The organism is Sorangium sp. So ce1036 (assembly GCF_051369805.1).
Lineage (GTDB): Bacteria > Myxococcota_A > Polyangia > Polyangiales > Polyangiaceae > Sorangium > Sorangium cellulosum_F.
In genome coordinates, this window is record NZ_JBBMOX010000001.1 from 4,706,034 (window position 1) to 4,729,819 (window position 23,786).

The following is a 23,786-nucleotide window of genomic DNA, read 5'->3' on the forward strand; positions in this document are numbered from 1 at the left end:
CGCCCGCCGGGAGAGCAATCATCGGTCTCACTGGAAAGATGCCGCTCCCCGGCTCATTGCCGTAGCATTCTGCCCCATGCTGTCGGGGAGCGCGCGCCGGAGGCGATCGGCCGAGCACCGGCCCCGCGCCGCGGGATGAGCCAGCCTCCGAGTCCCCTGATCACCCAGAGCGGTTCTCGGCCGCTCGACCGGACTCCGGCCCTCGCGGGGCGCCGGCGGCCCTCCCGCGCCGCAGGCGGCTGACCAGCACGAAGAACAGCGGCGCGAAGAAGATGCTGAGCACCGTCGCGGTGAGCATGCCGCCGAACACCCCCGTCCCGATGGCGTGCTGCGTGGCCGAGCCCGCGTTCCTCGCGAACACCAGGGGCACCACGCCCAGGATGAACGCCAGCGACGTCATCAGGATCGGCCGGAAGCGCAGGCGCGCCGCCTCGATCGCCGCTTCCCGCACGCTCTTGCCCTGCTCGTGCAGGCTCTTCGCGAACTCGATGATCAGGATCGCGTTCTTCGCCGACAGCCCCATGATGGTGATCAGCCCGACCTTGAAGAACACGTCGTTCGGCAGCGCGCGCGCCGTCATGGCCAGCACCGCGCCCACCACCCCGAGCGGCACCACGAGGATCACCGCGAGCGGGATCGCGAAGCTCTCGTAGAGCGCCGCCAGCACCAGGAACACCACGATCAGCGACAGCGCGAGCAGCGCCGGCGCCTCGGCCCCCGACAGCCGCTCCTGGTACGATTGCCCGATCCACTCCACCCCGAACCCGGGCGGGAGCTGCGCGGCCAGGCGCTCGATCTCGGCCATCGCCTCGCCGCTGCTCCGCCCGGGCGCCGGCGCGCCGCCGATCCCGACGGCCGGGAAGCCGTTGAAGCGCGCGAGCTGGAGCGGGCCGCGCTCCCACGCCGCCGTCGCGAACGCGGAGAGCGGCACCATCTGACCGGCGTCGTTCGGCACGGACAGCCTCAGCACGTCCTCGAGCTGCATCCGGCTCGCCGCGTGGGCCTGCACGATCACCTGCTGCAGCCGCCCCTGGTTGGGGAAATCGTTCACGTAGGTCGGGCTCAGCGCCGTCGACAGCGCCGCGGCCGCGCGCTCGAAGCTCACGCCGAGCGCGCTCGCCTTCTGCCGGTCGATCCGCAGCCGGATCTGCGCGGCGTCGGCCTGCGCCTCGGCGCGCACCTGCGTGAGGACGGGGCTCGCCGACGCGAGCTCGATGAGCCGCTGCTGCGCCGCCACGAGCGCCGCGTTCCCGCGACCGCCCCGGTCCTGCAGCTTCAGGCTGAAGCCCGAGGTGTTGCTGAGCTCCATGATCGGCGGCGGCACCAGGCTGTACACCACGCCGTCGCGGATCCGGCCGAGCTCCGCGTTCGCCAGCGCGGCCTCGGACTGGGCCGTCGCGCCGTCCGGGCGCTCGTCCCAGTCCTTCAGGTTCAGGAAGATCGTCGCCACGTTCTGCCCCGACCCCGAGAAGCCGAAGCCCGGGAAGGCCGCCGTGCTGCCGACCGCGGGGCGGGAGAGGTAGTGCGCCTCCACCTGCTCGACCACCTTCAGCGTGCGGTGCTGCGTGGCCTCGGGCGGGAGCTCCACGGCGGCGATCACGAGCCCCTGATCCTCCTCCGGCAAGAAGCCGGTCGGCAGCCGGACGTAGAGCAGGCCGAGCGTCGCGACCACGATCGTGAACCCGAGCAGCATCCGGGCGCGCCGGTCGAGCGAGCCCGCGACCCACCGCCGGTACCCGGAGGTGAGCCGCTCGAAGCCGGCGTTGAACCAGCCGAGCGGGCCGCGGCGCCTCGCGTGACCGGCGGGGACGGGCTCGAGCAGGACCGCGCAGAGCGCCGGCGTCAAGGTCAGCGCCAGGAACGCCGAGAACAGGATCGAGACCGCCATCGACATCGAGAACTGCCGGTAGATCGCGCCCACCGAGCCCGACGCGAACGCCATCGGCACGAACACCGCCGAGAGCACGAGCGTGATGCCGACGACGGCGCCCGAGATCTCCGCCATCGCCTTCCGCGTCGCCTCGCGCGGGGACAGCCCCTCCTCGGCCATCAGCCGCTCGACGTTCTCGACCACGACGATCGCGTCGTCGACGATGATGCCGATCGCGAGCACCATCCCGAACAGGCTCAGCATGTTGATCGACGCGCCGGCGAGGAGCATCACCGCGCACGTGCCGAGCAGCGCGAGCGGCACCACGATCGCCGGGATGAGCGTGTAGCGGATGTTCTGCAGGAACAGGAACATCACCACGAACACGAGCACCATGGCCTCGGCCAGGGTCTGGATCACCTTGCGGACCGAGATCCTGACGAAGGGCGCCGTGTCGTAGGGCACGCTGTAGGTCACGTTGGGCGGCAGGCCCCGCGAGAGCTCCTCCATGCGGGCGCGCACGAGGTCGGAGGTCTTCATCGCGTTCGCGCCGTTCGCGAGCTGGATGCCGATCGCGGCGTCGGGCTTGCCGTTGCTCCGCGACGACGACAGCGCGCTCTGCGCGCCGATCTCGATCGTCGCGACGTCGCGGAGGAGCACGCGCGACCCGTCGGGCTTCGCGCGGAGCACGATCGCCCCGAAGTCCTCGGGCGTCTCGAGCTGCCCCTCGGCGATGAGCGCGGCGCTGATCTGCTGCGTCGGCGGGCTCGGCAGGTCGCCGATGCGGCCCGACGCGAACTGGACGTTCTGCGCGGCGATGGCGGCCGTCACGTCGGCGGGGGAGAGCGAGAGCGCCGCGAGCCTGGTCGGATCGATCCAGACCCGCATCGCGCGCTCGCTCGTCCAGAGCTGCACGCGCCCGACGCCCGGGACCCGCTTGAGCTCGTCGATGACGGAGCGGGCGAGGATGTCGCCGAGCGCGGTGGGGCTCAGGCTGCCGTCGCGCGACGACAGGCTGACGACCATCAGGAAGCTCGACGTCGAGGCCTCGACGAAGAGGCCGGCCTGCCTCACGGGCGCGGGCAGGCGGGGCTCGACCGCCTTGATCCGGTTCTGGACGTCGATCTGCGCGAGATCGGGGTCGGTGCCGGGCAGGAAGGTCGCGGTGATCTGGGCCGTCCCGGAGGTGTCGCTCGACGACTGGAAGTAGAGCAGGCGCTTGGCGCTCGTCAGCTCGCGCTCGATCAGGCTGACGACGCTCTGGTCGAGCGTCTGCGGCGTCGCGCCGGGATAGCTCGTGTAGATGGTGACGGTCGGCGGCGCGACCGACGGGTACTGCGTCACGGGGAGCCGCGGCAGCGCGATCGCCCCGAGGAGCGCGATGAACATCGCGATGACCACCGCGAAGATGGGCCGGTCGATGAAGAAGCGCGACATGCTGGCTCGATCTGCTCCGTCGATCTCAGCGCGCCGCCGAGGCGGCGGGCGTGGGCGCGATCGCCGAGGTCGTGGACGCGGGCGCGACGGCCGAGGCGGCGGGCGCGGGCGCGATCGCCGAGGTCGTGGACGCGGGTGTGACGGCCGAGGCGGCGGGCGCGGGCGTGAAGGGGACGGCGCGGACCTCGGCGCCCGGGGCGACCTTCTGGTGGCCCTCGACCACGACCTTGTCGCCGGCGCTCAGGCCGGACGTGACGATGTAGCGGTCGCGATCGACGCCGCCCGTCTGGATCTGGCGCACGGCCGTCTTGCCGTCGGGCTGGACGACGACGACCGTCGCGTTGCCGCCGCCGTCGCGCCCGACCGCCTGCTGCGGCACCGTGAGGGCCGCCTGGTCGACGTGCTTGGCGAGCTTCACGCGCACGAACATGCCGGGCAAGAGCAGCCGGTCGGGGTTCGGGAAGCGCGCGCGCAGCGTCACCTCGCCGGTGCCGGGATCGACGCTGATGTCGGAGAAGAGCAGCTCGCCCTTTTCGGGGTACTCGCCCCCGTCGTCGAGCACGAGGATCGCGGCGTGCTCGCCCGCCTCGCCCCTGGCCGCGCCGCCCAGCGCGGCGCGGCGCAGGCGCGTGAGCTGCGAGGCGGGCTGCTTGATGTCGACGTAGACCGTGTCGATCTGCTGGATGACGGCGAGCGGCGTCGCCTCGGCCTGGCCGACGAGCGCGCCCTCGGTGACGAGCGCGCCGCCGATCCTGCCGCTGATCGGGGCCGTCACGGTCGCGTGGCCGAGGTTCAGGCGGGCCAGCGCGAGCGCCGAGCGCGCCTGGGCGATCTCGGCGCGGGCCATGGCCTGCGCCGTCATCGCGTCGTCGTACGCCTCGCGGCTGACCAGCCCCTCCTGCGCGAGCGCGCCGGCCCGCTTCGCCCGCGCCTCGGCGTGGCCGAGGTTGGCCTGCCCCTTGGCGAGGGCGGCGAGGGCGCTGTCGACGGCGGCCTTGAACGGCGCGGGGTCGATCACGAAGAGCGTCTGGCCCTCTTTGACCTCGCTCCCTTCGGCGAAGCTGCGCTTCAGGACGACGCCCGCGACGCGCGCGCGCACCTGCGCCAGGCGGAGGGGGGCGACGCGGCCGGGGAGCTCGTCGCGGAGGGTGACGGGCTCCATCGCGACCTCGATGACGCTGACCTCGGGCGGGGGCGGCGGCGGCGCGTCGGGCGCGGCGCGGCACGCGCCGAGGAGGAGGGCGGCCGGGAGGAGCCCGCCGAGCTTACGTAGATCGATCATACGTCACATTCAGCCTGGCTCGGGGGGGCCACGGAGGGTGTCGCCCCGTGATTTCGCCCTGACGTACTGCAATCGAGGGGTGCTTTCAACCTCCGGGGCCGCCCGAGCGCCGAGCGGGATAGGCCCCGGAGCGTGAGCGCGCCGGCGCCCACGGACGTCGCGAGGGCGCCTCGAGCGGTGACGCCCCGCCGGGAGCCTCCGGCCCGGGGCGAATGCCGCTCGCGCGAGCGGACGCGCAGGGGCCGCGACGATCTCGCGCGTCGGCGAGGATTGCTGTTCAGCGCGGGCCGATGATCGGCTATCCCCGCGAGCGAGCGACGGAGCGTGACGGCTCGGCAACGCGAGCGTGTCGCGTCGACGCCGATATCCACGAGATCTCAACAGGACTGAGCCCGCGTATCCGATCGCCGCCAGAGGAGATTCTCATGAGCACCTGGAAGACGCCCAGCGCAACCCTCGTCGTATCGCTCTCGCTGGCCGGGGTCGCTGCTCCGGCCACGGCCGATGCGCAAGCGGCGGATCCGCCGGAGCAGGCTGCGCCGGTCGAGCCCGCGCCCGCGCCGCCCTCCGGGGCGGAGCCCCGTCCTGCTCCTCCTCCGGTCGAGCGGAAGGCGCCCGACGACAAGCCTCTCATTCGCCTCTACGGCATCATCAAGCCCACGATCGTCGTGGGGAACGGCCTCGAGTCCTTCGGCAGCCCGAACTATGTCGCCCCCACGGCCGCGGTGAATCCGCTGTTCCTCGCCGATCCGGACGCCGTCGGCCTGAGCTTCCAGGCGCAGCAGACGCGCGTCGGCGTGGCCGTCGGGGAGGGCACGCCCGTGAAGGGGCAGATCGAGGTCGATTTCGTGGATCTCTCGAAGTCCTCGCCGGCGCAGGCGACGAGCCTCCGCGTGCGCCAGGCGTTCGTGGACTGGTCTCCCGCGGACGGGCACAAGCTCACGCTCGGTCAGACCTGGGACCTGTTCTCGCCGCTGAACACGCACACGTACAACCTCGTGGGCGCGCTCTTTCAGTCCGGGAACTCGGGCTTCGTGCGGCACCAGCTCATGTACGTCGCGAGCCTCGGCAGCGTCGAGGTGGGCGCCGCGCTCGGCCTGGTCGGCCAGAACGTCACGGCCCTCCTCAACAACGTGGAGTACTCGCGCACGCCCACCGTCGCGCTGCGCGCGAGCTATCGCGCCGAGAAGAGCGCGTGGGTGGGCGCCTCGGTGATCGGCACGCGGCTCACCTTCGACGCGAACCAGGAGTCCGAGGCGGCGCGGACGGCGTTCGGCGGCAACCTGTTCGCGGAGCTCACGGCCGGCGCGCTGAACGTGCGGGCCGAGGCGTACGGCGGCCAGAACCTCGCCAACCTGGGCCTGTTGACGCTCGGGCAGGGCTACCGCACGAACGACGTCGCCGAGGTCGGCGGCTGGGTGTCGGGCAAGCTCACGTTCCTCGACGCCCACGCGGTGCACCTCGTCGCGGGGGCCGCGGCGGTGCAAAGCACCGACGAGATGCGGCTCGGCTACACGCCCGGGACCCCGGCGACCGGCGCCGCGCCGGCCACCGCGCCCGTGCGTGTGGGCGGCAATGGTCCCGGCATCGAGCGCAACGTGACCCTGCGCGCGGGCTACGCCTTCGCGCCCATGAAGGGGCTCTCGTTCGTCGTCGAGCCGTCCCTGATGCTCACGCGCCACAAGCTCGATCCGGCGGCCGCGGCAGAGCTGGAGGCCGACCGACTGGGCTGGGGCGTCGAGGCGGGCGGCCTGTACCAGTTCTGACGGCCCGCGCGCGGGGGGGGGGGCCGGAGGCGGCCGGGCTCCGCCTCCGGAGCGATGTCCAGCAGACGAGGGGCCTCTCGCCTCAGCCCCGCCGCAGGGCGACGGCCGCGGCGCGCTCGAGCACGCGGAAGGTGAAGCTCTCGGTCAGGAAGAGATCGACGACGTCCTTGTCGTGCCGCTCGTAGCCGATGGCCAGGTCCCCCCCGACGGTCAGCTCGAAGTCGCCGCCGCGCGTGCTCAGGAGCGCGGCGCCCTCGAGCGCGGGCGCCCACACGATCGGCCCGTCGATGATCTGGCGCTCGATGTGCTTGAGGAGCGGATAACCGTCCTCCGAGGCCGCGGCCACCTCGTCGTACGCCTTCGAGCCGAGGGCGAGCCCGTACGGGCCGCCGACGCCCGCGCCGCGGAGCACCTCCTTCGCCGCGACCACCGCGCGCGGCCACGCTTCCGGCGCCGGGACGCTCACGGGCTCGTGCGGCGCGGCCTCCAGGATCCCCTCGATCCCCGCGGCCGCGAGCCCGTTGAAGAGCGCGCCGTCCTCGAACCGCGCCACGCGTTCGGCGGCGCGCACGACCTCGTCCAGGTCCGGATCCACCGCGCCGCGGCCGACCGCGTCGAGCTCGGCGAGCTCGAGGCGGAAGGGCGCGCGGAGCTCGACGAGCGGCCGCACGAGGCGGATGCCGGCGGCGATCTTGTACGCGGGATCCTGCTCGAGGAGGCGCAGGCGGCCCGTGTTGACCGCGGCGCGCTCCCAGCCGAACGGACCGCAGAAGTCGACGAGCTTGCGGCCGGCGAGGTGCAGCCTGAGCACCCGCGCGGCCTCGTGATCGACGAGATCCCACGCGGCGGGGAGGATGGGCGCGAGCTCACGCTTGAGCAGATCCATGATCAGGCTCCCTTCAGGCTCCCGATGCCGAGGGCGCCGCGGCGCGCCGGCCCGCCCCCCGCCGCCCCGGGCCGCGCCTCCTCGGCGGGCGGCCGCCGCGCGTCCCCCTCGTCGCTCGCCGCCTCCGCGGCCGCGAGCCGGCCCGCCGGGGCGCCGAGCTTCGCGGCCTCCTCGGCGGCCTCCACCTCGACGATCGGCCCCTGGCTGCCCACGTAGATACCGATCTTCTCCCGGAAGAGGCGGTCGTTCCGCCGGAGCCACTCGATGTTCATCATCGCGTGCTCCACCTCTTCCTCGAGGTGATGGAGCAGCACGTCGCGGAGCTCCGCGTCCACGCACGCCTCGGCGCGCTGCTGGTACCAGTCGATGGCCTCGAGCTCCTCGATGAGCGACACGATCGCGCGGTGCCGCTCCTTGGTCGCGTCCGACAGGAGCTCGAGCGGCTCATGATAGTTCTCGCTCGACATCTCGCTGTGTATCACGCGGCGCGGGGTTCGCCGAGCGCGCGCGACGCCGGCCAGACGCGGCGTTGCGGAGGAGCTCGGCAGCGTCGCAGAGGAGCTCGGTTGCAGAGGAGCTCGGCAGCGTTGTCGGAGCTCAGCCGCGCTGGTCGCCGGCGCGGGCGCGACGTCTTCGTGTCGTCGACAGCGCCGGGGTTGAACGGCGAGCCGTCATCGCGTGCTCATGCCGTCCGCCGACAGCTCCGAGCAGCAACAATCATCCCTTCATCAGGTCATATCGGCCGCTTGAAAATGGAGAAATCATGGACTAGGTTCAGGGCCGCTTTCGCCCTTCTGTGCTGCCACCGCGGCCATGGCAGGAGTACGCGCGCACCGGGGGTCCCTGCGACGAGGTCGCTGCAATGCGCTGGAGCCGAGGATACTCGCGGCTCCAGCCCCGGCGCTGTATTTCTCGCGCCACGCGGGTGGTCCTGGACGGGTGAAATTTATCAAAAATTAACATTTGCGACACGGAGCTATCACCTTCAGCTCCGCAAGGATGCCTGCATGTCGCTTCGTTCCCTCTGGCCCGACGCATCGGACGCTCCCGGCTCGAACGTGACCACGCTCCTCGAACGGCTCGCCGGCGAGCCGGTCCGTGCGCAGGTGCTCCGCCAGGTGCTCACCCCGGTCGAGCGCAGCGACGGGGCGGCCGATCGCGGGCTATGGGCTCCCGACGAGGAGGTCCTTCGTCGATCGGTCCTGCTGCGCGGCGCGACGTCGGGTCGCGCCTACCTGCACGCCACGACCAGCATTGCGGTGCGCCGGCTGCCGGTGGCGGTGCGCATGGGGCTGCTCCGCTCGGATATCCCGCTCGGGCGGCTCCTCCACGACGCGCAGGTCCGCATCGTCCGGACCGATCTCTTCGGGGTCGACCAGCACCTCGGCGAGCTCTGCCCATTCTTCGATGGCCTGCCGCCCGCGACCCGCGCGGTGCGGCGCAGCTACGTGATGCGGCTCGACGACGGCGCCGCGGTCGCCCACCTCATCGAGACGTTCCCCGTGAGCATCACCCAGGCTGAGCTCGTCGCCACGCAGCTCTAGGCTCTGTCGGATGAATCAAGGATCGTTCCATCGGGCTCGCGTCGATTTGCACAACTTAACATGGGTTCACGTGAGTTTGCTTGATCTTCTCGGGTACATCGCTGGAGGGGATGGTGCGAGATCGTGGTGGTTGTCGCTCCCATGGCTCATGACGTCATCTCGTTATCGGAATGGCGCATGCCTGCCTCGCGGCATTCGGTTATTTCAACTGTGCCTTGACATACTCTCGATTCGATGGTGTATAGCGCTCCCGTTCGCGTTCCGTGTCCACGAAGGGGCAGTGATTTCGCGCCCTTGCGCCCGCGGTAGGGTGGTGGTTTGTGCGCCCGCGGGGGCTGTTGCAACACGCTCTTGTGATTCGCTTACGTCGCAGGAATCCTCATGGAGACCGCTGATCAGGCATTGCGTCGTTCGCTCGCGGGCGGCCGATTCGTCACGTCGCCCGGGGAGGTCGAGCCCCCCGAGGCCGCGAGGGCGTCCGAGCTCCGAAAGAGGCGCCTTCCGGCGGGCGCCGCGGGCGCCGAGCACGTCACCGCGTCCTCGCTGGACGCGGGCCAAGGCGCTGTCTGACGAGCGTCGCGAGCGGCCCGAGCCCGGGGAGAGCGAATGAGGAAACCTGCAGTGTCTCGAGCGCGCTCGATCGACGGATCGGGCCGCGCAGCAGTTCGTAAGACAGCGCCGAGCGCCCCGGTGAGCGGGGCCCGATCGCCGGCTGGCTGACCCTCTCCGGCCACCCGACGCGCCCCTCCGGGCGCGCCGGCCCGGGGGCCAGCCGGAGGCGCGCCCGACCGATGAGCCGAGCGACCGCGAGCCGCCGGCGCCACCTGCAACCCGAACGAGCCATCGACCACGGACAGCTTATGCGAGCCTACGTATTTCCAGGGCAGGGGACGCAGAAGAAGGGAATGGGCGCGGGCCTGTTCGAGCGGTTTCGCGACCTGATCGGGCAGGCCGATGAGGTGCTCGGGTACTCGATCGAGAGGCTGTGTCTGGACGACCCCGAGGGCCTGCTGAACAGGACCGAATACGCCCAGCCGGCCATCTACGTCGTCAATGCCCTCCACCTGATGAAGGAGCTCGAGCAGGGCTCGCCTCGCCCCGATTACCTGGCGGGCCACAGCCTCGGCGAGTACAACGCGCTCCTCGCGGCCGGGGCGTTCGATTTTCGCACAGGGCTCGCGCTCGTGAAGCGGCGGGGCGAGCTGATGGCGAAGGCCGACGGCGGCGGCATGGCCGCCGTCGTCGGGCTCCCTGCGCGGGCGGTCGAGGACGCGCTGAGGGCGCACGGCGCCGTCGACGTCACGATCGCCAACCACAACGCGCCAGCCCAGCTCGTGCTCTCCGGCGACAGGGCGGAGCTCGGGCGCCTCAAGCCGATCTTCGAGGCGATCGACGGCGTGAAGGCGTTCATCCCGCTGCGGACCAGCGGCGCCTTCCACTCACCGCACATGGAGGCCGCCGGCCGCGAGTTCCGGGCGTTTCTGGAGGGCCTCGCCCTCGCCGAGCCGGCCACCCCCGTCATCGCCAACGCGACGGGCCGCCCGTACCCGAAGGGCGCCGTCGCGGCCCTCCTGGCCGAGCAGATCGCGAGGCCGGTGCGCTGGACCGACAGCATCCAGTTCCTGCGCCGCGCCGGCGTCTCGAGCTTCATCGAGGTCGGCGAGGGCAAGATGCTCACGACCCTCATCGACCGGATCCTGGCCGATGCGCCGCCCCCGCCCGCCGAGGACGAGCCCTCCGGCCAGGGAGACCCGGACCAGGGCGAGGCGCGCCGAGGAGGGCGCCTCGCCGCCCGCGGCGGGGACGCCGCGCCCGGGGACCCGCCGCGCCCCGAGGGGCCGCGCCCGGGAGCGCCGCTCCTCTCGGCGATCGTCGAGCGCTGCGCCGCCCACCCCGACAGGACGCTCCTCGTGTTTCACCACGAGGACTCGGTCGAGCGCGTCACGGGCGCCGAGCTCGCCGGGCGGGTCGGCGCGCTGAGCGACGCCCTGGCCTCGGTGATGCGGCCGCAAGAGAGGGCCGTCCTCTGCTTTCCGCAGGGGTCGAGCTACGTGTGCGCGCTGCTCGCCTGCTGGCACGCGAACGTCGTGGCGATCCCCACCCCGGTGACGAGCGCGGCCCAGCTCGAGCAGAAGGCCGACGTCCTGCGGGCCATCCTGCGGAGCAGCGGCGCGCGCCACGTGATCTGCGACGAGGCGATGCGCGTCGAGGCGTCGCGGCTCGCCGGGCAGCACGGGCTCGAGCTCGTCGACGTCTCGCGCGCGACGGGCGGCGCGGGCTCGCCCGGCGCGACGCGGGCCGCGCGCGAGGGCGACCTCGCGCTCCTGCTCTACACCTCCGGCTCGACGTCGCAGCCCAAGGGCGTGATGGTGGATCACGCCGCGATCTTCCGGATCGCGACCGCCGCGCAGTGGGGCATGACCGAGGAGAGCCGCGTCGTGACGTGGCTGCCCAAGTTCCACGCGTTCGGCCTCGGCTTCGGGACCCTGGCGCCGCTCGCGCACGGCGCGCTCGGCGTCGCCACCTCGCCCGAGCGCTTCATCCGCGAGCCCGCGAGCTGGTTCGCGCTGATCGATCGCCACGGGGCCACCCACACCGGGGCGCCCAGCTTCGCCTTCGACTACTGCTGCCGCTCGATCGACGCGCGGGCGCTCGAGGGCCTCTCGCTGGCCTCGCTGCGGGCGCTCGTCTGCGGCGGCGACCTCATCGACCAGCGGCAGTACGAGCGCTTCGCGCGGCAGTTCGCCCCCCTGGGCCTGCGGCCCGACGCGCTCGCGCCGCACTACGGCATGTCGGAGGCCTTCCCCATCACGCTGAAGGCGACGGGGACCCCGTACAGGCACCTCGCCCTGAGCAAGAAGGGGCTCGAGGCCCGGCGGGTCGAGCCGGCGGCGCCGGGCGACGACGCGCGGGTGGTCGTGAGCTGCGGGGAGACCGACGACGTGACCCGCGTGGTCGTCGTCGACCCCGAGAGCGGCGAGCCGTGCCCGCCGGACGCCATCGGCGAGCTCTGGGTCAAGACGCCGCGGAAGGCGCAAGGATACCTGAACGACGAGGACGCCACGCGGCGCACGTTCGACGCCGCGCTGAAGACGACCGGCGAGGGCGGCTTCCTGCGCACCGGCGACCTCGGCTTCGTCGTCGGCCGGGACGTGTACCTCGTCGGCCGCGAGAAGGACGTCATCGTCGTCCACGGCAAGAAGTACGACGCCGCCGACGTCGAGCTGACGCTGGGCGGGGCGCTCGACGGCTACCCGGCGGCGAACGACCGGTCGAGCGGCGCGCGGCTGCCCTGCGCCGCCTTCTCGTACGAGGCCGACGGCCGGGAGCGGGTCGCCGTCGTCCAGGAGGTCGACGGCGAGCCGTCGGAGCAGGCGTGCTCCGAGCTCTCGAGCGGGATCGTCGGCGTCGTCTCGGAGAGGTTCCAGCTCGAGGTCTCCGACGTGCTGCTCGTGGCGAAGGGGGGCATCCCCGTGACGGGCAGCAAGAAGATCCGCCGCAGGGCCTGCAAGGAGCAGCTCCTGAGCGGCTCGCTGCCGCGCCTCTTTCACCTCGACCGCAAGCGGCGATCGCCCGGGCGCGCCGCAGCCGCGAGCGCCGCGAGCCCGGCGCGCGAGGACCTGGTCGACGGCATCCGCCGGCAGGTCCTGCTGCCCGTGGTCGGCGAGGCCGCCGGCGCGCTCGACGCGCGGCGCCCGCTCGGCCAGCTCGGCCTCGACTCGATCCAGTACATCCGCCTCGCCCGCAGGGTGGAGGAGGTCTTCGGCGTGCCCTTCACGCCGGACATGTTCTACGCGCACCCGACCTGCGCGGCGCTCGCCGAGCACCTCGCGGCGCGCGGCGTCGCGCGCCAGGGCGTCGCGCGTCAGGGCGACGAGCGCCCGGGCGCGCCGCCGGCGGCGGGCGCCCCCGCCGACGACGCGCGGCGCGCGAGGCGGCCGCTCTCGGAGGCGCAGCGGGGCCTGTGGGCGCTGCAGCGGCGGGAGCCGGGCCTCTCCGCGTACAACGTGCCGATCGGCCTCGCCTGCGCCCGCGTCGACGTGGCCGCGCTCGAGGCCGCCTTCCGCCACACCGTGGCGCAGCACCCGATCCTGGCCGCGAACGTCCGCGAGGACGAGGGGGTCCCGTACCTGGCCTACGGCGACGCGGAGGGCTTCCGGGTCGAGCGCGTCGACCTCTCGGACCTGTCGCGCGAGGAGGTGCTCGGCCGCCTGAAGCGCGAGGCCCGCCGGCCGTTCGACCTGGCCAGTGAGCCGCTCGTGCGCCTGTCGGTCCTGACCCGGGCCGAGGACGAGGCGTACCTGCTGCTGGTCGCCCACCACGTCGTGCTCGACGGCACGTCGACGGGCCTGGTGCTCGAGACCCTGCTCGGCGCGTACCACGACCGGGTCGAGGGCCGCGAGCCGCCGGCGCGCGCGGCCGCCGCGTCGTTCGACGACTTCGTCGCGTGGGAGCGCGAGGCGCTGCGCGGCCCGCGGGCCGAGGAGGACCGGGCGTTCTGGGTGCAGGAGCTCGCCGGCGCGACCCCGCTCTCGGGCCTGCCGATCGAGCGCGCCCTCCCCGCCGACGCCCCCCACGACGGCGAGGTGCACAGCCACCGCCTGTCGCAGGCCCAGGCCGAGGCCGTCAGGGCGTTCGCCGAGGCGCACCGGATCAGCCCCGGCGTCGTGTTCCTGGCCGCGTTCAACGCGCTCTTGTACCGCATCACGGGGCACGACGACCTCGTCGTCGGCATGGCGGCGGCCGTGCGGCCGCTCGAGCGCTTCGATCACGTCGTCGGCCACTTCATCAACATGCTCCCGATCCGGAGCCGGTTGACGGACGGCGAGGGCTTCGCGCAGTACGCCGCGCGCCTGCAGAGGAGCGTGCTCACCGCGCTCGGCCACGCGGCCTACCCGTTCGGCAGGCTGGTGCGCGACCTCGGCGAGCGGGGCGCGCGCTCGCCGGTGTTCCAGGTCGGGTACAACTACCAGAACTTCTCGCTGGCCTCGCGGCTGGGCGCGCTGCGGGAGCGCGTCGGCGTGACGCTGCCCTTCGCGCTGGTGGGCGGCCTGCACCAGACGGGCGAGTATGATCTGGCGCTCGACGTCGTGCCGGACGACGGCTTCGCCGTCCACTGGAAGTACCACCCCGACGTGTTCGCCGGCGAGACGGTGGCCCGCATGGCGGGGCACTTCGTCCACCTGCTCGAGGCCGCCCTCGCCTCGTCCGGCGAGGCGGCGCTCGGCCGCCTGAGCCTGCTCGGCCAGGGCGACTACGAGCAGCTCATCGACGCCTGGAACCGGACCGAGGCCGACTGCGCCGACGGGAAGACGTGCGTCGACCTCTTCGCCGAGCGGGCGGCAGCGAGCCCCGGCCGGCCGGCGGTCACGTGCGGCGGGGGGACGCTGACCTACGGCGAGCTCGACGCGCGGAGCGCCGCGCTGGCCGCCTCGCTGCGCCGGCACGGCGTCGCGGCGGGCGACCTCGTGGGCCTGTGCGCCGACCGGTCGCTCGACACGATCGTCGGCCTCCTCGCGCTCATGCGGTGCGGCGCCGCCTACGTGCCGCTCGACGCCGAGCTGCCGCCGGGGCGCCTGTCGCACATGATCCAGGACAGCGCGTGCAAGCTCGTCCTCGGCCGGCAGGACGCGCTCGACCGGCTGGTGGGGCTCGGGCTGCCGGGGGTGTGCCTTCACGCCATCGACGGGGCCGGCGAGGCGCGCGAGGCCGGCGAGGCGCGCGAGGCCGGCGAGGCGCGCGAGACCGGCGAGGCGCGCGACGCCGAAGGAGCGCCGCCGTCGGCGGCCGATCGCCCCGCGAAGGATCCCGTGGCCGCCGTCATCTACACCTCGGGCAGCACGGGGCGGCCCAAGGGCGTGGTCCTCACGCACCGGGGGCTCACCAACGTGGTCGTCGACTCGATGCGGCGGCTCGGCATCACGGCGCGAGACCGGCTGCTCGCCGTCGCCGCCCTCAGCTTCGACATGGCGGCGATGGAGCTGTTCCTGCCGCTGGTCGCGGGCGGGCATCACTGCGCGTGCGACCCGGGCGCGGTCAGGGACGCGACGGCGCTGGCGCAGGTCATCGCGCGCGTGCAGCCGACCGTCATGATCGCCACGCCCTCGACGTGGAGCAGGCTGTTCCGGGCCGGGTGGCGGAACAGGGAAGGGGTCAAGATCCTGTCGGGCGGCGAGGCCCTGTCGGACGCCCTGAAGGACCAGATGCTCGCCGGTGGCGGCGAGGCGTGGAACCTGTACGGGCCCACCGAGGCCACGATGCACGCGACCGCGAAGCGGCTGCGCCGCGACGGGCCCGTGACGATCGGCGGGCCGATCGCGAACACGCAGGTGTACGTCGTCGACGCGCACCTGCGGCCGGTGCCCGTCGGCGTGCCGGGCGAGCTGTGCATCTCGGGCCACGGCGTCGCCCGGGGCTACCTCAACCAGCCCGCGCTCACGGCCGAGCGGTTCGTCGAGGACCCCTTCCGGCCCGGGCGGCTGCTCTACAGGACGGGCGACCGGGCGAGGCGGCGGCCCGACGGCGAGATCGAGCTGCTCGGGCGGCTCGACGATCAGATCAAGCTCCGGGGCTACCGCATCGAGCTGGGCGAGATCGAGGCGGCGCTGAACGCCCATCCCGGCGTCGCCGCCAGCGCCGTCGTGGTCAAGCAGCGGGACCACGGCGACCGGCTCGCGGCGTACTTCACCGTCGAGACCGCCGGCGCCGACGTGAAGGCGCTGCGCGCCCACCTGAAGAGCGCGCTGCCGGCCTACATGGTGCCGAGCGAGCTCGTCGAGCTGCCGGCGCTGCCGCTGACCCCCCACGGCAAGGTCGACCGGCAGAAGCTGAGCGCGCTCGAGGCGCCCGCGCCCGCCGAGGGGGCCGCGCCCGCCGCGCGAGACCGGGCCGCGGCCGGCGCGATCGAGCGGCGCCTGCGGGCGATCTTCCAGGAGGCGCTCGGCCGCGACGATTTCGGTCGCGACGAGGGGTTCTTCGACGCCGGCGGCGACTCGTTCTCGGCCGTCGTCACGACCGAGCGGATCAACCAGGCGTTCGGCTGCCAGCTCAAGGTCGCGGAGCTGTTCGCGCACCCCTCGGTCGAGGCCATGGGCCGCCGCCTCGAGGCCCTGCTGCCTCCGGCCCTCGGGGCGGCCCCGGAGGCGACCGCGGGGCGCGCCGCGCCCGTGGCGGCAGGCCCGGGCCCCCGGGCGAGGGCCGCCGCGGGCGACGCCGCCGACGTCGGCGACGCGATCGCGATCATCGGCATGTCGTGTCACTTCCCCGGCGCGAGGGACGCCCGCGCGTTCTGGCAGAACCTCCGCGAGGGCAAGGACAGCGTCGCGTTCTGGTCGGCCGACGAGCTGCGCGCGTTCGGCGTGCCCGAGGGCCTCATCCACCGGCCCGACTACGTGCCCCAGCGGTCGGTGATCGACGGCCAGGCCGACTTCGACCCGGCGTTCTTCGGCATCTCGCCGCGCGACGCCGAGCTCATGGACCCGCAGGGCCGCCTGCTCCTCGTGCACGCCTGGAAGGCCATCGAGGACGCCGGCCATCGCCCGCAGGACACGCCGAACACCAGCGTCTTCACGTCCGCCGGCAACAACTTCTACCAGATGCTGCTGTCGAGCCTCGCCAGGGCGACGACGGGCCCGCGGATCCTCGAGAGCGCCGAGGGCTACGCCGCGTGGATGTTCGCGCAGGGCGGCAGCATCCCCACGATGATCTCGAACAAGCTGGGCCTCACGGGGCCGAGCGTCCATGTCAGCTCCAACTGCTCGTCGGCGCTGAGCGCCCTGTACCTGGCCTGCCAAGGCCTGCTCGCCGGCGAGGCCGACCAGGCCCTCGTCGGGGCGGCGACGATCTTCGGCGCGGCGGGCCTGGGCTACGTGCACCAGCCGGGGCTCAACTTCTCGAGCAGCGGGCGCTGCAGGACGTTCGACGCCGCCGCCGACGGCATGGCCGGCGGCGAGGGCGTGGGCGTGGTCCTGCTCAAGCGGGCCCGCGACGCGATCGCCGACGGCGACCCCATCTACTGCCTGATCCGCGGCATCGCCGCGAACAACGACGGGGCCGACAAGGCCGGCTTCTACGCGCCGAGCGTGCGCGGCCAGGCCGACGTCATCCGCAAGGTGCTCGAGAAGACCGGGATCGACCCCGAGTCGATCTGCTACGTCGAGGCGCACGGCACCGGCACCCGGCTCGGCGACCCCATCGAGGTCGCGGCGCTGACCGAGGCGTTCCGGCGCACCACCGCGCGGAAGCGGTTCTGCGGGCTCGGCTCGGTCAAGACGAACATCGGCCACCTCGACGCCGCCGCGGGCATGGCGGGCCTGATCAAGGTGGCGCTGGGCCTGCGCCACGGCGAGATCCCGAGGACGCTGAACCACGAGAAGGGCAACGCCGAGATCGACTGGGAGGGCTCGCCGTTCTTCGTGGTCGACCAGAACCTGCGGCTCGATCCCGCGCGAACGCCGCCCAACCGGGCCGGCCTGAGCTCCTTCGGGATCGGCGGCACCAACGTGCACTGCCTGCTCGAGCAGGCCCGCCGGCCCGCCCGGCGCAGGGCCGAGGCGGCCGAGGGGCCGCTCCTCGTGGTGCTGTCCGCGAGGGACGGCGAGCGGCTCAGGGCGCTCGCGCGGTCCCTGCTCGAGTTCCTGCCCGAGTACCGCCGCGAGGGGGGCGATCTGCGGTCGCTCGCCTACACCCTGCAGGTCGGCCGCCGGGCGATGGCCAGCCGGGTCGCCTTCGTCGTCGAGGGCCTCGACGGGCTCTCGCGGCAGCTCGCGGCCTACGTCGAGGGGCGCGCCGCCGACGCGTTCGAGGGCGTGGTCAAGCCGCAGGGCGGCGACCTCGCGTCGCTCTTCGACCGCGAGGGCGAGCTGAAGGCGCTCAAGGCGGCCTGGCTCGCGCGGCGCGACTGGCCGAAGGTCGCCTCGCTCTGGGTCAGCGGCGTCGAGATCGACTGGGCGGCCTGCTACGGGGCGGAGGCGCCCGAGCGCGTCCGCCTGCCGACCTACCCGTTCGCCGCGAAGCGCTGCTGGCTCGCGGGGGCAGAGGCCGCGCCGGCCGCCGTCGACGCGGCGCCCGCCGCGGCCGTCGACGGGGCGCCCGCCGCGGCCGGAGGGGGGCTGCTCGCGGGGCTCGGCGAGGCCCTGGAGGCCGACGCCGCGGCGCGGCTCGACGCCGTCGCCGGCGAGGGCGGCGCCGAGGCGTTCCTGGCGCGGCACGCGCGGGCCACGGCCGAGCAGGACGCAGCGCTGGGCCAGGTGCTGTTCGCGCAGCTCTCGGCGATGGGCCTGTTCGAGGCCCCGGAGCGGGCCCCTGGCCTCGGCGCGCGCCACGGGATCCGCGAGGGCTACTCGAGGTGGCTCGAGCACAGCGTCGACGTGCTGATCGGCCACGGCTACCTGGCCCGCGACGGGGAGCTCCTCCGCCGGCGCGGCGACGGCCCGACGGCGGACCTCGCCTGGCAGGCCTTCCGGGCGTGGGAGGCCTCGCGCCGCGACGACCCGGAGGCGCTCGCCAGGGCCCGTCTGGCCGAGCTCATGCTCGCGGCGACCCCCGACGTCCTCACCGGGAAGGTCGCGGCCACGCAGATCATGTTCCCGGGCGCGTCGCTCGAGCTCGTCGAGGCCATCTACAAGCGGAACGCGCGGTCCGACCTCCTCCACGGGGTGGTGGCGAGCGCGGCGCACGCCGTCGTCGAGGCCCTCGGCCGGCGCCGCGCGCGGCCCGCGGTCCGCCTCTTCGAGATCGGCGCCGGCACGGGGAGCGCGAGCGAGCACGTCTTCGAGCGGCTCGCGGGCCGCGCGGGCGACATCGCCGAGTATTGCTACACCGACATCTCGAAGGCGTTCGTGATCGAGGCCGAGCGGCGCTTCGGCGGGCGCGCGCCGTACGCGACGTTCCGGGTGTTCGACGTCGAGCGGGCGCCCGGCGCGCAGGGCATCGCGGCCGGCGCCTACGACGTCGTCATCGCCAACAACGTCCTGCACGCGACGCGGGACATCGTCGAGACGGTCGCGAACGCCAGGGCCCTCCTGTCCCCCGGCGGCGTGCTCGTGCTCAACGAGATGGCCGAGAACGACCTGTTCGGCCACGTGACGTTCGGCCTGCTCGAGGGGTGGTGGCGGTACGTCGACGGCCGGCGCATCGCCGGCGGCCCCGCCCTCTCGCCCGCGTCGTGGGCCGAGGTGCTGCGCGAGGCCGGGTTCCACGCCGTCGCGTTCCCGGCCGAGCGCGCCCACCGGCTGGGCGCGCAGGTCATCGTGGCGCAGGCGGGCGCCGCGGGCGACGAGGCCCGGAGGCCCCAGGCGGCCATCCCGCGCGCGGTCGGCGGCGCCGGCGTCGCCGTCGTCGTCGTCGACGCCGCGCGCGACGACGGGGCGCCGCGGCGCCCGTCGCCGCGGCCGGAGCGGCCCGCCGCCGGGGGCGCGGGCTCGGTCGAGGCGTACGTCGAGGAGGCGGTGCGCGAGGCGCTGATCGCCTCGCTGAAGCTCGGGCGGGACGAGCTGCAGAGCGACGGGCCGTTCGCCGATTACGGGCTCGACTCGCTCACCGGGGTCAACCTGGTGCGACGGCTCAATCAGGCGCTCGGCACCGACCTGGAGGCGACGGTGCTGTTCGACCGCCCGACCCTCGGTCGGCTGACGGCGTTCATCTCGGAGACGTACCGGGACCGGATCGCGGCGCGCCTGAGCGGCCCTGACGACCACGGCCCGAGCGCCGCGTCCGGAGGGGCGGCGCAGCCCGCGCCGCGGCCCGCGGCGGCCGATGGCGTGGCGGCGCAGCCCGCGCCGCGGCCCGCGGCGGCCGATGGCGTGGCGGCGCAGCCCGCGCCGCGGCCCGCGGCGGCCGATCGCGGGGCGGGGCGGGGTCGCAAGGAGCCGATCGCCATCATCGGCATGAGCGGCCGCTTCCCCGGGGCGAACGACGTCGACGCGTTCTGGCGCGGCCTGGAGCGAGGCGCCGATTTCATCACCCGGATCGATCGCTGGGACCTCACGGCCGCCGAGAGCCGATGTCTGCACGGCGGGTTCATGAACGACATCGACGCCTTCGACCCCCTCTTCTTCAACATCTCGGGGCTGGAGGCGCAGTACATGGAGCCGCAGCAGCGGCTGTTCCTCGAGGAGACGTGGAAGGCGCTCGAGGACGCCGGGTACGCGGGCGAGCGCCTCCGGCGAGCGCGCTGCGGCATCTACGTGGGCAGCGCGTCGGGCGACTACTTCGACGTCGGCACGCGCGCCGATTACCCGGCCCAGGCGCTCTGGGGCAACATGGGCTCGCTGATCCCGGCGCGCGTCGCGTATTACCTCGACCTGCACGGCCCGGCCCTGACGGTCGACACGGCCTGCTCGAGCTCGCTGGTGGCCGTCTACCTCGCGTGCCAGGGCCTCTGGGCCGGCGAGGCCGACGTGGCGGTCGCGGGGGGCGTGTTCGTGCAGTGCACGCCGAAGGGCTACGTCTCGGGGTCGCGCGCGGGCATGCTCTCCCCGTCGGGGCGGTGCCGCTCGTTCGACAACGGCGCCGACGGGTTCGTGCCGTCGGAGGGCGTCGGCGTGCTGATCCTGAAGCGGCTCTCCCAGGCCGAGGCCGACGGCGACAACATCCACGGCGTCATCCAGGGCATCGGCATCAACCAGGACGGCACGACCAACGGCATCACGGCCCCGAGCGCCGTGGCGCAGGAGCAGCTCATCCGGCAGATCTACGACGAGTTCGGGATCGACTGCGCGGGCATCCAGATGATCGAGGCCCACGGCACGGGCACGAAGCTCGGCGATCCGGTCGAGTTCAACGCCCTCACGCGCGCCTTCCGTCACTACACCGATCGTCGGCAGTTCTGCTCGCTGGGGTCGACCAAGGCCAACATCGGGCACGCGCAGATGGCCGCGGGCGTGATCGGCATCATCAAGGTGCTCCTGGCGATGAAGCACAGGAAGCTGCCGCCGCTCCTGCACCACGAGAGGACCAACGCGAACATCGCGCTCGAGGGCAGCCCGTTCTTCGTGCACACCGACGCGCGGGACTGGGTCGTGGAGGCCGGCGGCAGGCGCCGCGCGGCCGTCACCTCGCTCGGCGCGAGCGGCACGAACGCGCACGCGGTCATCGAGGAGGCCGAGGTCGCGCCCCGCCCGGCCGGGCCGCGCCGGCCGCGCCTGATCGCCCTGTCGGCGCGCACGGCCGACGCGCGGCGACAGCTCGCGGCCCGCCTCGCCCAGCGCTGCCGGCAGCACCAGGACATCGACCTCGCCGACATGAGCTACACGCTCTTGCTCGGGCGGCAGCACTTCGAGCACCGGCTCGCCTGCGTCGTCGAGGACGCTGCCGAGCTGGGCCGGCGCCTCGACGCGTGGCTCTCGGGCGAGCCCGGGGCGTCGGACGGCGTGCTCGCGTCGGGCGCGGGCGCCCCTCCGCCGGGCGCGCCGGCGGCCGACCATGGGGCGGCGGGGCCGGCGCTCGGCCTGCCGTGGGCGCTCGCGGCCCGCTACGTCGCGGGCGAGCTGCCGGACTTCGCCGCGCTGTTCGGCGGCGAGCCGCGCCGGTACGTGTCGCTGCCGACGTACCCGTTCGAGCGGACGCGCTACTGGGTGCCCCGGGCCCCCGCGCCGTCGACGACCGCGCGGGGCGAGCGCGCCGCCCAGCCGGCGTCGCCCCCCGCCCCGGGCCCGACGGGGGGGACGACGACGCTCGCGGGCGACGAGCTCTTCCTGCGCGATCATCGCATCGGCGGCGCCGCGACCTTGCCCGGGGCCATGTACCTGGAGCTGGCCTGCGCGGCGCTGTCCCGGAGCGACGGGGCAGCGGCCCGCGAGGGCGCCGCCGTCCGCCTCGACAACGTGGTCCTGCTGCGCCCGCTGCGGGTCGAGGGCGGGCCGGTGCGGGTGCGCACCGAGCTCCGCGCCGAGGGTGGCGTGACGCGGTTCGACATCCAGAGCCACGGCGCGGACGGCGAGGCGACGAGCCATTGCCAGGGCGAGGCCTCGTTCGTCGAGCGCCCCGACGCCCCCCGGCTCGACGTGGCCGCGATGCGGAGCGGCTTCCGGCGGGTCGCCACGACGGCCGAGCGGTTCTACGAGGAGTTCCGCGCGCTCGGCATCGACTACGGCCCGGCGTTCCGGGGCTGCGCGGCGATGTACACGGCGCCCGGCGCGGTCCTGACCGAGATCGCGCTGCCGGACGCGGTCGCGGGCACGCTGGCCGACTTCGCCGTGCACCCGGTCGTCGTCGACTCGGCCCTGCAGTGCATCCGGCTGCTCACGACCCCCGGCGGGGAGGCGGGCGAGGCCGGCGTGCTGTTCGCCATCAAGCAGGTCGAGATCGTCGGGCCCTGCGCCGCCAGGATGTGGGCCTGGGTTCGCCACGCCGAGGGCCCGCGCGGGGCGGAGCGGATCGACATCGATCTCGTCGACGAGCAGGGCCGGGCGTGCGTGCTCCTCCGGGGCGCCTCCGCCCGCCGCGTCGCGGCCGGCGCCGGGCCGAGCGCCGCGCCGAAGGGCCCGCCGGCGGTCGCCCTGCTGCCCGTGTGGGAGGTCTCGCGCGACGCCGGCGCCGGGCGCTGGCCGGAGGCCTCGCGGCCGGTCGCGATCGCCGGCGGCACGCGCGAGGCGCGCGCCGCGCTCGCCGGGATGTTCCCCGCGGCCCACGTCCTCGACCTCCCGCCGGGCGGCGCCGCCGAGGACGTCGCGCGGGTCGTCCGGGCCGCCCCCGCGTTCGAGCACCTGTTCTGGCTCTCGCCCGAGGCGGCGCCGGCGCCGACCGCCGAGGACCTCGTGCGGGGCCAGTCGCGCGGGGTGCTGGAGGTCTTCCGCCTCCACAAGGCCCTCCTGGCCGCGGGCTACGACAGGCGCCCGCTGGGCCTGACCCTCGTCACGCACCGCGCGCAGGCGCTGCACGAGGCCGAGCGGATCGACCCGACCCACGCGAGCGTCATGGGCCTCGTGGGCTCGCTGGCCAAGGAGCACCCGCACTGGCGGGTGCGGGCGGCCGACGTGGACGAGCTCGACCGGCGGTCGCTCGAGGCGGTGCTCGAGCTGCCTGCCGATCCGGACGGGAACACGCGCCTTCATCGAGGCCGGCAGTGGTTCAGCCACCGCCTGGTGCCCATCACGGCGCCCGGGCCGGGGGGGCGGGGCTTCCGCGAGGGCGGCGTCTACGTCATCGCCGGGGGCGCGGGCGGGCTGGGCGTCGCGCTCAGCGAGCACCTGATCCGGCAGTACGGCGCGCGGGTGGCGTGGCTGGGGCGGCGGGCGAAGGACGCGCGCATCGACGCGGCCGTCGCGGCGCTCGCGGCCGCCGGGCCGGCCCCGCATTACATCCAGGCCGACGCCGTCGACGCCGGCTCGCTGCGGCGCGCGCACGACGAGGTCAGGCGGCGCTTCGGGCCCGTGAACGGGGTGATCCACTCGGCCCTCGCGCTCTCCGCCGCGAGCCTCGCCCGGATGACCGAGGCGCAGCTCCACGAGGTGCTGCGCGGCAAGGTCGACGTGAGCGTGCGGCTGATGGAAGAATTCCGGGGGCCGTCGCTCGAGCTCGCGCTGTTCCTCTCGTCGATCAACGCGTACCTCAAGGCCATGGGGCAGGCGAGCTACGCCGCTGCCTGCACCTTCCTGGACGCGTTCGCGCTCCAGGCGGGGCGCGCGTACGGGTGCGCCGCGAAGGTGATCAACCTGGGTTATTGCTTCAACAACGCCGTCGACCGCGGCGGCCGGGGCGGCGCGGCGAGCGGCGACATCGATTTCATCGAGCGGGGCGAGCTCCTCTCCGGCGTGGAGGCGCTGCTCGCGGGCGCGATGCGCCAGATGACGCTCATGAAGTTCTCGCCGGCGCAGAACACGCGCGGCATGGTCGTGGGCGAGGGCGGCGTGGTGCTCGGCCGGGGCGAGGCCCCGCCGCCGCCGGAGGGCGAGGGCGCCGGCGCGGCCGAGATCCGGGGCTTGCTCGAGCAACTGCCCCAGATCCAGGCGCGGATGCGGGAGCTCACCGCGCTCTCGATCTGACGTGATGGCCGGCTGGG

The 23,786-nt window shown here is 74.0% G+C and carries 7 protein-coding genes; 3 read left to right on the forward strand and 4 right to left on the reverse strand.

All coding sequences use genetic code 11. The annotated features are described in order from the left end of the window. Positions 1-160 precede the first annotated feature (160 nt). Positions 161-3,307 carry a multidrug efflux RND transporter permease subunit gene (locus WMF31_RS17815; RefSeq protein WP_436603094.1) on the reverse strand — a complete coding sequence of 1,049 codons (3,147 nt, stop codon included), beginning with the start codon at positions 3,305-3,307 and terminating at the stop codon, positions 161-163. A gap of 25 nt (positions 3,308-3,332) precedes the next feature. Then, positions 3,333-4,589 carry an efflux RND transporter periplasmic adaptor subunit gene (locus tag WMF31_RS17820; RefSeq protein ID WP_436603095.1) on the reverse strand — a complete coding sequence of 419 codons (1,257 nt, stop codon included), beginning with the start codon at positions 4,587-4,589 and terminating at the stop codon, positions 3,333-3,335. A 425-nt stretch (positions 4,590-5,014) separates the two neighbouring features. On the opposite strand from WMF31_RS17820, the gene WMF31_RS17825 reads away from it, so the two are divergent. Further along, on the forward strand, positions 5,015-6,355 hold the full coding sequence (locus WMF31_RS17825) for a hypothetical protein (RefSeq protein WP_436603096.1): 1,341 nt from the start codon (positions 5,015-5,017) through the stop codon (positions 6,353-6,355). A gap of 82 nt (positions 6,356-6,437) precedes the next feature. Here the strand turns inward: WMF31_RS17825 and WMF31_RS17830 are convergent, their stop codons facing one another. Both WMF31_RS17830 and WMF31_RS17835 read right to left on the reverse strand, forming a co-directional pair. Continuing rightward, the gene (locus tag WMF31_RS17830) at positions 6,438-7,241 is read right to left on the reverse strand and encodes a family 1 encapsulin nanocompartment shell protein (protein ID WP_436603097.1); all 804 of its coding nucleotides are present in this window, start codon (positions 7,239-7,241) and stop codon (positions 6,438-6,440) included. Between the two features lie 2 nt (positions 7,242-7,243). Continuing rightward, a complete protein-coding gene (locus tag WMF31_RS17835) occupies positions 7,244-7,708 on the reverse strand; it encodes a ferritin family protein (protein ID WP_436603098.1) in 465 nt (154 codons plus the stop codon). Positions 7,709-8,248: 540 nt separating this feature from the next. Between WMF31_RS17835 and WMF31_RS17840 the strand changes: the two genes are divergently transcribed. Next, entirely contained in the window at positions 8,249-8,785 is a 537-nt protein-coding gene (locus WMF31_RS17840) for a chorismate--pyruvate lyase family protein (protein ID WP_436603099.1), read from the forward strand. A gap of 860 nt (positions 8,786-9,645) precedes the next feature. Continuing rightward, entirely contained in the window at positions 9,646-23,769 is a 14,124-nt protein-coding gene (fabD, locus tag WMF31_RS17845) for an ACP S-malonyltransferase (protein ID WP_436603100.1), read from the forward strand. The last annotated feature ends 17 nt before the right edge of the window (positions 23,770-23,786 follow it).